This window comes from Stenotrophomonas sp., assembly GCF_050737075.1.
In the GTDB taxonomy this organism is placed as follows: Bacteria; Pseudomonadota; Gammaproteobacteria; order Xanthomonadales; family Xanthomonadaceae; genus Stenotrophomonas.
Map to the genome: position 1 here is coordinate 1 of NZ_JBOHXV010000097.1, position 16217 is coordinate 16217.

The 16217-nt window shown below is 68.2% G+C and carries 10 protein-coding genes; 9 read left to right on the forward strand and 1 reads right to left on the reverse strand.

The genetic code is table 11. The features are described 5' to 3' along the window. The first annotated feature begins 100 nt into the window (after positions 1–100). The 3 genes from rplI to zipA all read left to right on the forward strand — a co-directional run bounded on the left by rplI (position 101) and on the right by zipA (position 5481). On the forward strand, positions 101–553 hold the full coding sequence (rplI, locus tag ACREPD_RS18335) for a 50S ribosomal protein L9 (protein WP_431600650.1): 453 nt from the start codon (positions 101–103) through the stop codon (positions 551–553). Positions 554–1196: 643 nt separating this feature from the next. Further along, positions 1197–4700: a chromosome segregation protein SMC gene (gene smc, locus ACREPD_RS18340; protein WP_431600651.1), complete on the forward strand. Its 3504-nt coding sequence runs from the start codon at positions 1197–1199 to the stop codon at positions 4698–4700. Positions 4701–4743: 43 nt separating this feature from the next. Beyond that, positions 4744–5481, forward strand: a complete 738-nt coding sequence (gene zipA / locus ACREPD_RS18345; RefSeq protein ID WP_431600652.1) for a cell division protein ZipA — start codon at positions 4744–4746, stop codon at positions 5479–5481. Positions 5482–5803: 322 nt separating this feature from the next. On the opposite strand, the gene ACREPD_RS18350 is transcribed toward zipA, so the two are convergent. Beyond that, positions 5804–6931: a pyridoxal phosphate-dependent aminotransferase gene (locus tag ACREPD_RS18350; RefSeq protein ID WP_431600653.1), complete on the reverse strand. Its 1128-nt coding sequence runs from the start codon at positions 6929–6931 to the stop codon at positions 5804–5806. Positions 6932–7100: 169 nt separating this feature from the next. On the opposite strand from ACREPD_RS18350, the gene ligA reads away from it, so the two are divergent. The 6 genes from ligA (at position 7101) to gyrA (ending at position 15994) form a co-directional block, all read left to right on the forward strand. Beyond that, positions 7101–9563, forward strand: a complete 2463-nt coding sequence (gene ligA, locus ACREPD_RS18355; protein WP_431600654.1) for an NAD-dependent DNA ligase LigA — start codon at positions 7101–7103, stop codon at positions 9561–9563. A 23-nt stretch (positions 9564–9586) separates the two neighbouring features. After that, positions 9587–10072, forward strand: a complete 486-nt coding sequence (locus tag ACREPD_RS18360) for a GNAT family N-acetyltransferase (RefSeq protein WP_421571180.1) — start codon at positions 9587–9589, stop codon at positions 10070–10072. Continuing rightward, positions 10069–11013 carry an EF-P lysine aminoacylase EpmA gene (epmA, locus tag ACREPD_RS18365; protein ID WP_431600655.1) on the forward strand — a complete coding sequence of 315 codons (945 nt, stop codon included), beginning with the start codon at positions 10069–10071 and terminating at the stop codon, positions 11011–11013. The genes ACREPD_RS18360 and epmA overlap by 4 nt, the downstream gene beginning before the upstream one ends. 231 nt (positions 11014–11244) lie before the next feature. Then, the gene (locus tag ACREPD_RS18370) at positions 11245–11901 is read left to right on the forward strand and encodes a DUF3011 domain-containing protein (RefSeq protein ID WP_431600658.1); all 657 of its coding nucleotides are present in this window, start codon (positions 11245–11247) and stop codon (positions 11899–11901) included. Positions 11902–12025: 124 nt separating this feature from the next. Then, complete coding sequence (gene mtnA, locus ACREPD_RS18375) at positions 12026–13087, forward strand: S-methyl-5-thioribose-1-phosphate isomerase (protein WP_431600656.1); 1062 nt, start codon at positions 12026–12028, stop codon at positions 13085–13087. Positions 13088–13279: 192 nt separating this feature from the next. Beyond that, positions 13280–15994, forward strand: coding sequence for a DNA gyrase subunit A (gene gyrA / locus ACREPD_RS18380; protein WP_431600657.1), 2715 nt, complete (start codon positions 13280–13282; stop codon positions 15992–15994). Positions 15995–16217: the final 223 nt, after the last annotated feature.

The following is a 16217-nucleotide window of genomic DNA, read 5'->3' on the forward strand; positions in this document are numbered from 1 at the left end:
CCTTACGGCAGCGGGCGGTGCCGGGTCTACCGTTCGGATATTCGGACAGCCATCCGCTGCGGGGCTCGCCTCGCTAACGAATACATTTTGGAGCTACACCATGAAGCTGATTCTTCTTCAGAAGGTCACCAACCTCGGCACCCTGGGCGACCTGGTCGACGTGAAGCCGGGCTACGGCCGCAACTTCCTCGTCCCGACCGGCAAGGCCGTTCCGGCCACCGCCACCAATGTGGCCGAGTTCGAAGCCAAGCGCGCCGATTACGAAGCCAAGGCCCAGTCGATCCACGCTGACGCCGAAGCCCGCAAGGCCTCGCTGGAAGGCAAGAGCGTCACGATCGCCGCCAACGCGTCGACCGAGGGCAAGCTGTACGGCTCGGTTGGCCCGCGCGACATCGCTGAAGCCTTCACCGCTGCCGGCCTGCCGCTGGAAAAGAGCGAAGTCATCCTGGGCGAAGGCGCCTTCCGCAACGTGGGCGAGTACGAGGTGACCGTTCACCTGCACGCCGACGTCGAAACCACCGTCAAGGTGGTTGTGGAAGCCGAAAAGGCCTGATCCCTGCCGCAAGGCGTGGATCCTGAAAACGGGCGCCCGAAAGGGTGCCCGTTTTTGTTTTTCCGGCTGCTGTTTGGGGGCCGTAGAGCCGGGCTCTGCCCGGCTGCGTCACGCATATGGGCGAACAGCCGCGAGCCGCACCCGTTCTGTGGTCAGGGCCGGCGGGGGCGGGTTTGTGGGGGACGCTGCAAGTACGTCCATGTAAGCTCAGTCGCCGCATCCATGCGGCTCATGCCCCCTCAAACCCACCCCCGCCGACCCTCCGACAGTGGGCCGGCGGCCATGGAAAGTGCGTGAGCGCGCCCGGAGGCAGGTATGGCGTGGGCCGATGCGGAACGCAGCTCGGCACCGGCTATTCCGTATCTCTTTCCATGGGCACCAGCCAACTGTCTGCGGGGCGGGGTGGGTGGGTTGGCGGGACCATGAGCCGCATGGATGCGGCGACTGAGCTTACATGGACGTACTTGCAGCGTGTCCCGCGGACCCACACACCCCGTCCCGCTACACCGAAGACCGGCAACCCAAGGCTTCGGCATTGGCTTTAGCTTCGGCTTCAGCCAGACGCCACGGAGCCCAAGCGCCCGCGCAACCACCGCCCCGTTATACTCGGCCCTATCGCGACTGTCCGGAAGCCCACCACGCCATGCGTCTGTCCACGATCAAGCTCTCCGGCTTCAAGTCGTTTGTTGATCCCACCACCCTGCATCTGCCCACCAACATGACCGGCGTGGTCGGGCCCAATGGCTGTGGCAAGTCCAACATCATCGATGCCGTGCGCTGGGTCATGGGCGAAAGCTCCGCCAGCCGCCTGCGTGGCGATTCGCTTACCGACGTCATCTTCTCCGGCTCCTCCGCACGCAAGCCCGTGTCGCAGGCGACCGTCGAACTGATCTTCGACAACACCGACCACACCATTACCGGCGAGTACGCCTCGTTCAACGAGATTTCCGTCAAGCGTACCGTCAGCCGCGACGGCAGCAGCAACTATTATCTCAACGGCACCAAATGCCGCCGCCGCGACATTACCGACCTGTTCCTGGGCACCGGTCTCGGCCCGCGCAGTTACTCCATCATCGAGCAGGGCATGATCAGCCAGATCATCGAAGCCCGGCCCGAAGACCTGCGCGTGTATCTGGAAGAGGCCGCGGGCATCTCCAAGTACAAAGAGCGCCGCAAAGAAACCGAAACCCGCATCCGCCACACCCGCGAGAATCTTGACCGGCTGGGCGACCTGCGCGAGGAAATCGGCAAGCAGCTCGAGCACCTCAAGCGCCAGGCCCGCCAGGCCGAGCAGTACCAGGGCCTGCAGGAAGAGCGCAGAATCAAGGATGCCGAATGGAAGGCGCTTGAATTCCGTGGCCTCGACCAGCGCCTGGGCGGCCTGCGCGAAGCCCTGTCCCAGGAAGAAACGCGCCTGCAGCAGTTCATCGCCGAACAGCGCGACGCCGAGGCCCGCATCGAGACCAGCCGCGTGCGCCGCGAAGAGGCCGCCGATGCCTTGAGCACCGCCCAAGCCGAGGTCTATCAGGTGGGCAGCACCCTGGCGCGGCTCGAACAGCAGATCCAGCACCAGCGCGAAATGTCGCAGCGGCTCAACAAGGCGCGCGACGAGACCCAGCAGGCCCTGGCCGAACTGGGCCAGCACATCAGTGGCGACGAATCCAAACTGATCGTCCTGCGTGACGCCGTTGAACTGGCCGAGCCGCAGCTCGAACAGCTGCAGGAAGAAAACGAGATCAAGCAGGAAGCCCTGCGCGACGCCGAGGCCCGCCTGGCCGATTGGCAGGCGCGCTGGGAAGCCCATATCCGCAGCACCTCCGAAGCCTCGCGCGCCGGCGAAGTCGAACGCACCCGCGTCGATTATCTCGACCGCCAGGTACTCGAAGCCGACCGCCGCCGCGAGGCCCTGGCCGTCGAGCGCGGCGGGCTGGACCTCGAGTCGCTGGCCGACGCCTTCGAAGAACTGCAACTGCAGCATGAAACCCAGAAGGCCGCCCTTGATGGCTTGACCGAGCAGGTCGAGGCACGCAAAGAAGCCGTCGCCGGCCTGCAGGACCGCCAACGTACCGGGCAGACCGAGCTGGCCGACATCCGCAAAGAGGCTCAGGCCGCGCGTGGGCGGCTGTCCTCGCTGGAGACCCTGCAGCAGGCCGCCCTTGGCCAGGAGCAGGGCGCCGCCGTGGCGTGGCTCAAGCAGCACCGGCTGGACTCCGGCGCGCGCGTCGGCGAGCGGCTCAGTGTTGAAAGCGGCTGGGAAAATGCCGTCGAAAGCGCCCTGGGCCAGCTCATCGAGGGCGTGCTCGTCGACGCCCCCGAAAGCCTCGTCGGCGCCTTGGCCGAACTGGGCGAGGGACGTATCGCGCTGGTCTCGGCCGAGCAGGGCAGCCTGGACGTCGCCCCGACCTCACTGGCTGCCAAAGTGCAGGGCCCCACCGCCATCCGTCGCCTGCTGGCCCGCCTGCATGCCGCCGAGGACCTGGAACAGGCGCGCGCGCTGCAGGCCACCCTGGGCGAAGGCGATTCGGTCATCACCCGCGGCGGCGAACGCCTCGGCGAGGGCTGGGTGCGCGTCTCGCGCTCCGGTGCCGCCAAGCAGGGCGCGCTGCTGCGCGAACGCGAAATCGTCACCCTGCGCGAGCAGATCGACGCCCTGCAGGAGCGCGAAGCCGAACTGGAGGAGCGGCTGGCGGGATTCCGTGACCAGCTGCTGGCCGGCGAACAGCACCGCGAAGACGCACAGCGCCAGCTGTACCAGGCCCACCGCAGCGTCTCCGAACTGGGTGGCCAGCTGCAGAGCCAGCAGGGCAAGGTCGACGCCGCCCGCACCCGCATCGATCGTATCGAAGGCGAGCTCTCGCAGCTGCTGGAAAATCTCGACGCCGGGCGCGAGCAGGTGCGCGAAGCGCGCGGCCGCCTCGACGAGGCGGTCAACAGCATGGGCGACCTGGAGTCCGTGCGGCACGCGCTGGAAAGCGAGCGCCGGCAGTTCACCGACGCCCGCGACCAGGCGCGCGAGGCCGCCCGCAACGTGCGCGATGCCGCGCATTCGCTGGCCCTTACGCTTGAATCGCAGCGCACCCAGGTCGCCTCGCTGAGCCAGGCGCTGGAGCGCATGAGCACCCAGCGCGGCCAGCTGGATTCGCGCCTGGGCGAACTGCATGCCCAGCTCGACGACGGCGACACGCCGGTGCAGTCGCTGGAAGCCGAACACCAGAACGCGTTGGGCGAGCGCGTCCGCGCCGACCGCGTGCTCGGCGAAGCGCGCACCATGCTCGAAGGCATCGATGCGGAGCTGCGCAACTTCGAGCAGACCCGCCACCAGCGCGACGAACAGGCGCTGGCCCAGCGCGAACGCATTTCCCAGCGCAAGCTCGACCAGCAGGCGCTGGTGCTCAGTGCCGACCAGCTCACCGCCTCGGTGGAGAAGGCCGGCTTCGTGCTGCAGGACGTGATCAACGCGCTGCCCGACGACGCCCGCATCGGCGACTGGGAACAGGCCGTGCACCAGATCGACGGGCGCATGCGCCGCCTGGAACCGGTCAACCTGGCCGCCATCCAGGAATACGGCGAAGCCTCGCAGCGCTCGGAGTACCTGGATGCGCAGAACACCGATCTGACCACCGCGCTGGAAACGCTCGAAGACGCCATCCGCAAGATCGACCGCGAGACCCGCGGCCGCTTCAAGGACACCTTCGACCGCGTCAATGCCGGCGTCCAGCAGCTGTACCCGCGCCTGTTCGGCGGCGGCCATGCCTACCTGGAACTCACCGGTGAAGACCTTCTCGACACGGGTGTGACCATCATGGCGCGGCCGCCCGGCAAGCGGGTGTCGAGCATCTCGCTGCTGTCCGGTGGCGAGAAGGCGATGACCGCGGTGGCGCTGGTGTTTGCCATCTTCCAGCTCAACCCGGCGCCGTTCTGCCTGCTGGACGAGGTCGACGCGCCGCTGGACGAAGCCAACGTCGGTCGCCTGGCCAACATGGTCAAAGAAATGAGCGAGAAGGTGCAGTTCCTGTTCGTGAGCCACAACAAGGCGACCATGGAGGCGGCCCACCAGCTGTCGGGCGTCACCATGCGCGAGCCAGGCGTCAGCCGCCTGGTCAGCGTCGACCTCGAAGAAGCGGCACGATTGGCGGGCGCGGCCTGACGTGCCATGCTTACCTGAATGTATTTAGCCGGAGACCCCCCGAATGTCCGACATGGCACTGCTCCGCATCGGCATCCTGGCCGCCGGCCTGCTGCTGATTGCCGCGATCTTCCTGTTTGGCCGGCCGAAGAAAAAGTCGCAGGGCCGTCGCGTGGAAGGCGCCGAGACCGGCACCGGCCAGCGCCGTGAGCCCATGCTGGGCGAAGGGCAGGCGCCCGGCGCCGACGGCGCGGCCGCAGCCGGCGACGATGGCGTCAGCCAACCCGAACTGGGCCTGCCCGACGTGGACGCCACGCCGGCCAGCGACCTGGGCAAGCGCACCACCCAGGATTTCGACAAAATTGTCTCGCTGTTCGTGGCCGCCCGCGCCGGTGAACAGCTGCGCGGCGAAGACATCGTCGTGGCGGCCGAGAAGACCGGCCTGGTGTTCGGCCACATGAACGTGTTCCACCGCCTGGTGGAAGGGCATCCCGAGCGCGGCCCGATCTTCTCGATGGCCAACATCATGAAGCCGGGCAGTTTCGACATGGCCAACATCCGCGAGATGGAGACCCCGGCCATCGCCTTCTTCCTGACCCTGCCGGCGCCGCTGACCGCGCTGGACGCCTGGGAGAAGATGCTGCCCACCGTGCAGCGCATGGGCGAGCTGCTCAACGCCGAGGTGCTGGACGACAGCCGCGCCACGCTGGGCCGCCAGCGCGTGGCGCATATCCGCGATGAGCTGCGTGCCTACGACCGGCAGCATCAGGCGCCGCCGCTTACGAAAGCCCCGCGCTGGTAGAGGTTTCGGAGCAACGGCCGCCGCGGTAGGGTCGGTTCCCAAACGACTGCACGGGACGGGTCAACGTTCGGTAACGCATGACCATTGACGGGGCAAACGCCGTCTCCGCCACAGGTCCATGCGTCACCGGGCCGATCACCGTCAACGGCAGTCGTTCGGAAACCGACCCTACCGTCACGTCACGCGTTCAATCTCGCCACCGCCACCGCCACCGCCGTGGCCGTCACGTCGCGCGTTCAATTCCGTGACCGCCACCGCCGCGGCCGTCACGTCACGTCACGCGTTCAATGCCGCGACCGCCGCCACCGCCGCCGCCGTCACCTCACTCGTTTACTCCCACCACCGCCGCGAACGCGGTGCGGAAGGCGGCCATCTCGGCTTCGGTGCCTACGGTGACGCGCACTACCTGTGGCCAGATCGGCCAGCTGCGGCCGATTACTACGCCGCGTTCGGCCATGGCGGCGGTGAACGCCGCGCCATCGCGCTGCACGTCGACCATGAAACAGTTCGCTTCGGACGGCACGCAGCGGAAACCGCGCTTGCCCAGCCATTCCACCGTGGCCTGGCGTACCTGCGCGTTCTGTTCGCGCCGCTGCGCCACCAGACCAGGCTCGCGCAGGCTCGCCAGGCCCGCAGCCAGCGCGGTCACCGGCAGCGGGTTGTCGCCCAGGCTGGCCAGCTCGCGCAGCCGGTCCGGATGCGCCGCCGCCACGCCCAGGCGCAGCCCGGCCATGCCATACAACTTCGAAAACGTGCGCAGCACGATCAGGTCGTCGCGCTGCATCACTTGGGCGATCACCGAGCGCTGCGCGCTGAACTGCAGGTAGGCCTCGTCCACCAGCAGCCGGGTCTGCGCCGGCTTGTTGGCCAGCAACCAGGCGATGTCGTCGGCCGGGGTGATCGAGCCGGTGGGGTTGTTGGGGTTGCACAGATACAGCAGCCCGGCGTTGATCCGCTTCGCGGCCTCCACCATCGCGCGCACATCGTGCGCGCCGTCGGCACGTAGTGGCACCTTCACCACCGTGGCGCCGCGCGCGGCGGCCAGCTCGCCCAGGCTTTCGAAGGTCGGGTCGGCAACCACCAGCCCCGCCGTGGCCGAGGTCCACACCACCGCCGCGCGGTTCAGCGGTTCGCTGGAGCCGGGGTACAGCCGCACGCGCTCGGCGCCGATGCCTTCCTGCCTGGCGAACACATCGCGCAGTTCGCCGGCCAGCGCGAACAGATAGCGGCCGCTCTCCGCCACGATGCCGCGCGCCGCCGCCTGCGCGGCCGGGGCAGGGCCGTAAGGGCTTTCATTGAAGTTGAGCAGCACCGGTCCCGCTGCGGCGGTGGCCGCGCGCGCGGCGGGCGCGGTCGCCGCGGTCGCCGGCCCCAGGCCGATGCCGGACAGGGCCAGGCCGGTGCCGGCCAGCTGCAGGAAGGAGCGGCGGGACGAGACGGTCGATGACATCGCGGGAACACCGAAGGCGGGACAATTCCGTCACGCTAGCGCCACGCCTCCCGGCGGGCAAGCCATCGCTGCGGTTGCGCGCGGTCGTCTGCGCAGACCGGGGCAATGGCGGGTGGCCGCTGGCCGCCGCAGCGCCTAAAATTCCCAGCCCTTCCAGGATGTTCGCCGCATGAGTCCCAGCCCCGCCCAACGTGCCGAGATCCTGCGCCGCCAGATCGACGAGGCCGGCAAGGCGTATCACGAACGCGATGAGCAGCTGATCCCCGATGCCGAGTACGACGCCCTCGTGCGCGAACTGGAGGCACTGGAGCAGGCCCACCCCGAGCTCGCGTTGGCCGATTCCCCGACCCAGCGGGTCGGCGGCAAGGCCGGGTCGCGCTTCGCCGAGGTGCGCCACGCGGTGCCGATGCTGTCGCTGGGCAACGCCTTCAGCGATGAGGAAGTGCAGGACTTCGTGCGCCGCATCCGCGAGCGCCTGCGCCGCGAGGCGCTGCTGTTCTCCGCCGAACCGAAGCTGGACGGGCTGGCGATCAGCCTGCGCTACGAGGACGGCCGCTTCGTGCAGGGTGCCACCCGTGGCGACGGCGCGACCGGCGAAGACGTCAGCGCCAACCTGCGCCAGATCAAGGTGATTCCGCAGGTGTTGCAGGGCAGTGGCTGGCCGCCGGTGCTGGAAGTGCGTGGCGAGGTCTACATGGCGCGCGCGGACTTCGAGGCCTACAACGCCGACGCACGCCTGCACGACGGCAAGGTGCTGGCCAACCCGCGCAATGCGGCGGCCGGTTCGCTGCGCCAGCTGGACCCGAAATTGAGCGCGCGCCGCAAGCTCAGCTTCTACGCCTACGGCACCGGTGACGTGCAGGGCGGCGAGCTGCCGCCGACCCATTCGGGCACGCTGGCCCAGCTCAAAGAATGGGGCTTCCCGGTCAGCGATCTGTGCAAGGTAGTGGAGGGCAGCGAGGGCCTGCTGGCCTACTACCACGACATCGGTGCACGCCGCGATGGCCTGGCGTTCGATATCGACGGCGTGGTCTACAAGCTCGACGACCGCGCCGGGCAGGAGCAGATGGGCTTCGTCTCGCGCGCGCCGCGCTGGGCCATCGCGCACAAGTTCCCGGCCCAGGAACAGACCACCACGGTGGAGGCGATCGAGATCCAGATCGGCCGTACCGGCGCGGCCACCCCGGTGGCACGCCTGAACCCGGTCGCGGTGGCGGGCGTGATCGTCTCCAATGCCACCCTGCACAACGCCGACCAGATCGCGCGGCTGGACGTGCGCGTGGGCGACACAGTAATCGTGCGCCGCGCCGGCGACGTGATTCCCGAAGTGGTCAGCGTCATCCCCGACCGGCGCCCGGCCGGCACCTCGCCGTGGCAGATGCCGGCGCACTGCCCGGTATGCGGCGCCGATATCGTGCGCGAAGAGGGCGAGGCCGCCTGGCGCTGCTCCGGTGAACTGAGCTGCCCCGCGCAGCGCAAGGAAGCCATCGCGCACTTCGCCTCGCGCCGCGCCATGGACATCGACGGGCTGGGTGGCAAGTACATCGAAACCCTGGTCGACGCCGGCATCGTGCGCAGCGTGGCCGACCTGTACCGCCTTACCCGCGACCAGCTGCTGCATCTGAAGCTGGTGCTCGACGCCGAATCGCCGCAGGCGCTGGCCAGCCAGATCGGCCTGCACCTGCCGCCGGAAGGCAGTGGCGAGTACCTGCGCAGCGTCCTCGCGCTCGACGTGGCCGATGAGGGCTGGCGCGCACGCGCGTTGGCGCTGCAGACCGCGTTCGAGTGGAACACGAAGAAGATCGCCACCAAGTGGGCCGACAACCTGATCGCCGCGATCGACGCCAGCCGCCGTACCACCCTGGAGCGGCTGTTGTTCGCGCTGGGCATCGAACACGTCGGCGAAAGCACCGCCAAGGCGCTGGCGACCTGGTTCGGCGACCTCGAACTGATCCGCCACCTGCCGTGGCCGTTGTTCAAGCGCGTGCCGGACATCGGTGGCGAAGTGGCGCGCTCGCTCGGCCATTTCTTCGAGCAGCCGGGCAACCAGGCCGCGATCGACGCGCTGCTGCAGGTTGGGCAGGTGTCGATCAGCGACACCCATCCGCCGAGCGCGAAGCTGCGCGACGGACTGGACTTCCCGCAGCTGCTGGTCGAGGCCGAGATCCCCGGCATCACCCGCCTGCGCGCGGAGAAGCTGGCCGCGCTGCTGCCCGATGCCGCCGCCGTGCTGGACGCCGAACCGGTCCAGCTGGTCGCCGCCGGACTGCCCAACGAGGTGGCGCTCGGCGTGGCCGAGTGGCTGGACCGCGACGGGCACGGGCCGATGCTGCTCAAGGCCGACGACTATCGCCGCACGCTGCTGCAGCGGGCACCCGAACAGGCCGACGTGGCCGCCGGTCCGCTCGACGGCCAGACCGCGGTGCTGACCGGCACGCTCGCGCAGATGACCCGCGACGAGGCCAAGGAGCGCCTGGAGGCGCTGGGTGCCAAGGTCGCCGGCAGCGTCTCGAAGAAGACTTCGTTCGTCGTCGCCGGCACCGACGCAGGCTCCAAACTCACCAAGGCCACCGAACTGGGCATCGATGTGTGGGACGAAGACCGCCTGGTCGCGTTCCTGTCGGCCCACTGACACACCGAAACGGATTGAACCCCATGCAGACTTCCCCCCTCGACTTCCGCCTCGCCACCGTCGCCGACACTGACCTCGTCGTCGCGCTGATGCGCGAGTTCTACGCCGAAGACCAGCTGGACTTCGACGAAGCGCGCGTGCGCCGCGCGCTGGCCGCGCTGCTGGAAGACCCGCGCAACGGCGAGGTGCTGCTGTGGCTGTCCGAAACGGGCGAGGTGGTGGGTCACGCCGCACTGGCCATGGGCTTCAGCCTGGAGCAGGGCGGTCACTTCGCGTTGCTTGACGAGTTGTATCTCAGCCATGCCGCGCGTGGCCGCGGTCGTGGCAAGCAGGCGCTGGCCATCCTGGAGCAGCGCGCCAACGCGCGCGGCGTAGAGCGCCTGCGCCTGGAAGTGAACCACCACAACGAACTGGCGCGCCGGCTGTACCTGGCCACCGGCTACGTGGATGACACCCGCAGCCTGCTGACCCTGCAGCTGGCCAAGCGCATGCGGGACGCGCGCGCGTGATTGCCGCGCTGCGACAGCGCGCCGCACTCAATGCGCTGATCCGCGCGTTCTTTGCCGAACGCGACGTGCTGGAAGTGGAAACGCCGATGCTGTCGGCGGCCGGCAACACCGAACCCAACATCGACAGTTTCCAGACCCGCTTCAGCGGCCATGTCGATGCGGGCAGTGCACAGCGCTGGCTGCGCACCTCGCCGGAATATCCGCTCAAGCGCCTGCTGGCGGCCGGCGTGGGCGACTGCTACGAGCTGGGCCGGGTGTTCCGCAACGGCGAGGCCGGCGGCCGCCACAACCCTGAATTCACCATGCTGGAGTGGTACCGGGTCGGTTGGGACCACCAGCGCCTGATCGAGGAGACGGCCGCGCTGGTGCGCGCCGCATTGGCGCTGGTGCAGCGCCAGGCGACGCTGCGCGTGCTCGACTACCGCAGCCTTTACATGCAGTACGTGGCACTGGACCCGTTCGAGGCGAGCGAGGAACAGCTGCAGGCGCCGTTGTCTGCCGTGCGCATCGATGCAGACGGGCTGACCCGCGACGACTGGCTGGACCTGCTGATGACCCACTGCATCCAGCCGCATTTCGATGACGACAGCATGACGGTGGTGCACGACTGGCCGGCCAGCCAGGCCGCGCTGGCGCGCATCCGTCCCGGCACGCCGCCGTTGGCTGAACGCTTCGAGCTGTACCTGGGCTCGGTGGAACTGGCCAACGGCTATCACGAGCTGAACGACGCCGCTGAACAGCGTGCGCGGTTCCTGCGCGACCATGCGCTGCGGCGCGCGCGCGGCGCGGTGTTGCCGCCGCTGGATGAACGGTTGCTCGACGCCTTGCCGGCACTCCCCGATTGCGCCGGGGTGGCGGTGGGCGTGGACCGGCTGCTGATGGCGATGAACCGCACCGGCCGCATCGCCGACGTCCTCGCGTTCGATTTCGCCCATGCCTGAACGGCGTTCATTCGCAACGCCCGTCGCTTGCGTGGTGTGCGTGATGATGCTCTGATCACACTCGATGTCGGATGGTGGCGACGTGATCGATCAGTGGCGGCGGGGACCGTGTTGATGAAGCTGTTGGAGCCTGCAGGACCGTTGCCTTCGCTGCCAACGTGGTGCTCACCCTGGTCGGGCGCGCCGCGTTGGACGCTGGCTGTGCTCGGGCTGGTGCTGGGCGGCGGCACCGTGCCATCGCTTGCCTGGGCCGACACCGGCTACGCCGGCCAGGTGGTCCGCTGCGAGTCGCGTGACATGGAATGGGTGCACTGCGACATGCCGGTCGCCAGCGGTGTCGATCTGGTGCGCCAGCTCTCCGACAACAGCTGTGTGCGCGGTTCGGAATGGGGCACCGATCGCTCCGGCGTCTGGGTGACCCTCGGCTGCCGCGCCGAATTCCGCAGCCGCACGGCGGCCGGCAGCGCCAGCACCGGCGAACGCAAGGTGCGCCGCGTGGTGCGCTGCGAATCCAGCGGCCGCCCGGAGAACTGCCCGGTGGTGTTGCAGGGGGCACCGGTGCGCCTGCTGCGCCAGCTGTCGGCCATGCCGTGCCGCGAGGGCCACAGCTGGGGCGTTCGCCGCAACGAAATCTGGGTAACCCGCGGCTGCCAGGGCGACTTCGAGGTGGGTGCCGCCGACGGCAGCGGCTTCGTCGACGCCCCTCGCGTGGTGGTGTGCGAATCCAAATCGCGCCAGCGCCGGTTCTGCGGCGTCAGCATCAGCAAGGGCGCGCGGCTGTCCAAACAGCTGTCCGGCAGCGCCTGCGAGGAAGGCAAGGGCTGGGGCTGGGACCCCCGCGGGGTGTGGGTCGACAATGGGTGCCGGGCCGAGTTCCAGGTGAATTGAGGGCGCTGGGTCGCCACGCGCGAATCACGACCCGTCTTGGCGGTAGGTTCCGCGCGCATGGCGATGCGTTCATCGAATTGGCGCCCGTCGGTCATGAGGCGCGGCGTGGCTCTACAATTACGGGATGAACGCATCCTCCGATATCGACTACGCCCGCTACGACCACATCCGTCCGATCCTGTGGACCGGTGATTCCCTGCAGTTGCTCGACCAGCGCAAGCTGCCGTTCGTGGTGGAACATGTGGAATGCCGTGACAGCGACGCGGTCGCCGAGGCCATCCACGCGCTCACCGTGCGCGGTGCGCCGGCCATCGGCATCGCCGCCGCCTGGGGCGTGGTGCTGGCCGCGCAGGGCGTGCAGGCCGACGACGGCGCGCAGGCGCTGGCCAAGCTGGAGCCGGCGCTGCAGCGCCTGAACGCCTCGCGGCCGACCGCGGTGAACCTGGCCTGGGCGCTGGCGCGCATGCGCCGCGCACTGGCCCCCGCCGGCGCCGACTGGGCGCAGGTGCTGGCCAACGAGGCGCAGGCCATCGCCGAAGAAGACCTGGCTGCCAACCGCCACATGGGCGCGCTGGGCGCCGGCCTGATCGACGCCGGCAGCGGCGTGCTCACCCACTGCAACACCGGCTCGCTGGCCACCGCCGGGTTCGGCACCGCGCTGGGCGTGATCCGCGCGGGCATGGCCCAGCACCGCATCGCCAAGGTCTTCGCCGGCGAGACCCGGCCGTGGCTGCAGGGGGCGCGGCTGACCGTGTGGGAACTGCAGCAGGACGGTATCGATGCCACCCTGATCGCCGATTCGGCGGCCTCGCACCTGATGAAGACCGGGGCGGTGCAGTGGGTGATCGTCGGCGCCGACCGGATCTGCGCCAATGGCGATACCGCCAACAAGATCGGCACCTACCAGCTGGCCATCGCCGCCCGCCACCACGGGGTGAAGTTCATGGTAGTGGCGCCGTCCTCCACGGTGGACATGGACACCGCCAACGGCGACCAGATCGAGATCGAGCAGCGCGACCCGGGCGAGCTGTACGGCGTGGGCGGCACCCGCACCGTGGCCGAGGGCATCGCCGCCTGGAACCCGGTGTTCGACGTCACCCCGGGCGAGCTGATCGACGCGATCGTTACCGAGAAGGGCGTGATCCTCAATCCCAGCACCACGAACATGGCGGCCGCATTCGGCTAAGGCGAGGGGGCGGTTTTCGGAATTGTCCCGAACCGCCCCGTAAGTCCCTGATTCTCGCCGGTAAAACAGCCGTAAAAACGGTCGGAAAGGGCCCCGTTGTGGTAGACTCCGTTGGTTAATCGAGATTCCGGCGCAACCGCCCCGAAAGGGCTGGCGCGACGGACTGGACCGCTCCCAGACAACGGAACCCGAATGGCAGAAACCGCCAAGGAAATCATCCAGGTCAACCTGGAAGACGAGATGCGCAAGAGCTACCTCGATTACGCGATGAGCGTGATCGTGGGCCGCGCCCTCCCGGATGCGCGCGATGGCCTCAAGCCGGTGCATCGCCGCGTGCTGTTCGCAATGAGTGAGCTGAACGCGCACAGCAACAAGCCCTACTTCAAGTCGGCGCGTATCGTCGGTGACGTCATCGGCAAGTACCACCCGCATGGCGACCAGTCGGTGTACGACACGCTGGTGCGTCTGGCGCAGCCGTTCTCGCTGCGTTACATGCTGGTCGATGGCCAGGGTAACTTCGGTTCGGTCGACGGCGACTCCGCCGCGGCCATGCGTTACACCGAAGCGCGCATGTCCAAGCTCTCCCATGAGCTGATGGCCGACATCGACAAGGAAACCGTCGATTTCCAGCCCAACTACGACGAAAAGGAACTGGAGCCGACGGTCATGCCGACCCGGTTCCCGAACCTGCTGGTCAACGGTTCGGCCGGTATCGCGGTGGGCATGGCAACCAACATCCCGCCGCACAACCTGACCGAATCGATCAATGCCTGCATCGCGCTGATCGACAACCCGGAAATCGACGTCGACGGCCTGATGGAGTTCATCCCGGGCCCGGACTTCCCGACCGCCGGCATCATCAACGGCACCGCGGGCATCGTCGCCGGCTACCGCACCGGCCGTGGCCGCGTGCGGATCCGCGCCAAGGCCGATATCGAAGTGGCCGACAACGGCCGTGAATCGATCATCGTCACCGAGATCCCGTACCAGGTGAACAAGGCCCGGTTGATCGAGAAGATCGCCGAGCTGGTCAAGGAAAAGAAGCTCGAAGGCATCAGCGAGCTGCGCGATGAGTCCGACAAGGACGGCATGCGCATCTACATCGAAATCAAGCGCGGCGAGTCGGCGGACGTTGTGTTGAACAACCTCTACCAGCAGACCCAGATGGAGTCGGTGTTCGGCATCAACATGGTGGCGCTGGTCGATGGCCGCCCGCAGTTGATGAACCTCAAGCAGATGCTCGAGGCCTTCGTGCGCCACCGCCGCGAAGTGGTCACCCGCCGCACCGTGTTCGAGCTGCGCAAGGCGCGCGCCCGTGCCCACGTGCTGGAAGGCCTGACCGTCGCGCTGGCCAACATCGACGAGATGATCGAACTGATCAAGACCTCGCCCAACCCCAACGAGGCGCGCGAACGCATGCTCGCCCGCCTGTGGGAGCCGGGCCTGGTCGGTTCGATGCTGGGCGCTGCCGGTGCCGAGACCTCGCGTCCGGAAGACCTGCCCAAGGGCGTGGGCCTGCTGGCGGGCGGCTACCAGCTGACCGAGATCCAGGCGACCCAGATCCTGGAAATGCGCCTGCACCGCCTGACCGGGCTGGAGCAGGACCGCCTGACCGAAGAGTACAAGCTGCTGCTGGAAACCATCGCCGGGCTGATCCACATCCTGGAAGATCCGGACCGCCTGCGCCAGGTCATCCGCGAAGAGCTGGTCAACGTGCGTACCGAGTTCGGCGACGAACGCCGCACCGAGATCCGCCACAGCGAAGAAGACCTGGACATCCTCGACCTGATCGCCCCGGAAGACGTGGTGGTCACCGTGTCGCACGCCGGCTACGTCAAGCGCCAGCCGGTCAGCGCGTACCGCGCACAGCGTCGTGGTGGCCGTGGCCGCAGCGCGGCGTCGACCAAGGAAGAGGATTTCATCGAACAGCTGTGGCTGGTCAACACGCATGACACGCTGCTGACCTTCACCAGTTCGGGCAAGGTGTTCTGGCTGCCGGTGCATCAGCTGCCGGAAGCCGGTTCCAATGCACGCGGGCGCCCGATCATCAACTGGATTCCGCTCGAATCCGGTGAGCGGGTGCAGGCCGTGCTGCCGGTACGCGAGTACGCCGAAGGCCAGTTCGTGTTCTTCGCCACCCGCAACGGCACCGTCAAGAAGACCCCGCTCAGCGAGTTCGCGTTCCGTCTGGCGCGCGGCAAGATCGCCATCAACCTGGACGAGGGTGACGCGCTGGTCGGCGTCGGCCTGACCGACGGCGAGCGCGACATCATGCTGTTCGCCTCCAACGGCAAGACCGTGCGCTTCGGCGAGGATCGGGTCCGCTCGATGGGCCGTACCGCCACCGGCGTGCGCGGCATCAAGATGGCCAAGGGCGAGGAAGTCGTCAGCCTGATCGTGGCCGAGCGTGCCGGCGGCAGCGATGACGAGAGCGAGGACGACGTGCAGGTTGAAGAATCCGTGACCGAGAACGGCGATGCCGTGATCGAGGCCGGTGACGACGACAGCATGCTGTACATCCTGACCGCCACCGAGAACGGCTACGGCAAGCGCACCCCGCTGCCGGATTATCCGCGCAAGGGCCGTGGCACCCAGGGCGTGATCGGCATCCAGACCACCGAGCGCAACGGCAAGCTGGTCAGCGCGGTGCTGATGGGTTCGCGCGACGAGGTCCTGCTGATCTCCGACGGCGGCACCCTGGTGCGTACGCGCGGTTCGGAAATCTCCCGCGTGGGCCGCAACACCCAGGGCGTCACCCTGATCCGCCTGTCCAAGGACGAGAAGCTGCAGGCGGTGGAGCGGATGGACGCCTCCATCGACGACGTCGAGGACGAGGTGGATGCGGCGGCAACGCCGGTCGATCCGGCTCCGGCAGCGGCGGTCGGCGACGACACCCCGCAGGGCTGATCCACCTGCCATGTAAAAAGCGCAACGCCGGCCCAGTGCCGGCGTTGTGCGTTTGGGCCGAACCGCAACGACCGTGCAAGACGTCCGCCCGTTCGACGGTAGCGCCGGCCTTGGCCGGCCCAGGCGGTCCATCCGTCAACCGGACCGCAATGAACGCGCGGAATTCACGCCGCGCACCGGTAGCGCCGGCCGTTGGCCGGCCCAGGCGGTCCATCCGTCAACC

What these genes read in the sequence shown, in the direction of transcription:
- ACREPD_RS18350 (WP_431600653.1), bottom strand. Translation starts at nt 6,931, where the DNA reads ATGTCATCGACCGTCTCGTCCCGCCGCTCCTTCCTGCAGCTGGCCGGC.
- ligA (WP_431600654.1), top strand. Translation starts at nt 7,101, where the DNA reads ATGAGTCCCAGCCCCGCCCAACGTGCCGAGATCCTGCGCCGCCAGATC.
- smc (WP_431600651.1), top strand. Translation starts at nt 1,197, where the DNA reads ATGCGTCTGTCCACGATCAAGCTCTCCGGCTTCAAGTCGTTTGTTGAT.
- mtnA (WP_431600656.1), top strand. Translation starts at nt 12,026, where the DNA reads ATGAACGCATCCTCCGATATCGACTACGCCCGCTACGACCACATCCGT.
- zipA (WP_431600652.1), top strand. Translation starts at nt 4,744, where the DNA reads ATGTCCGACATGGCACTGCTCCGCATCGGCATCCTGGCCGCCGGCCTG.
- rplI (WP_431600650.1), top strand. Translation starts at nt 101, where the DNA reads ATGAAGCTGATTCTTCTTCAGAAGGTCACCAACCTCGGCACCCTGGGC.
- gyrA (WP_431600657.1), top strand. Translation starts at nt 13,280, where the DNA reads ATGGCAGAAACCGCCAAGGAAATCATCCAGGTCAACCTGGAAGACGAG.
- ACREPD_RS18360 (WP_421571180.1), top strand. Translation starts at nt 9,587, where the DNA reads ATGCAGACTTCCCCCCTCGACTTCCGCCTCGCCACCGTCGCCGACACT.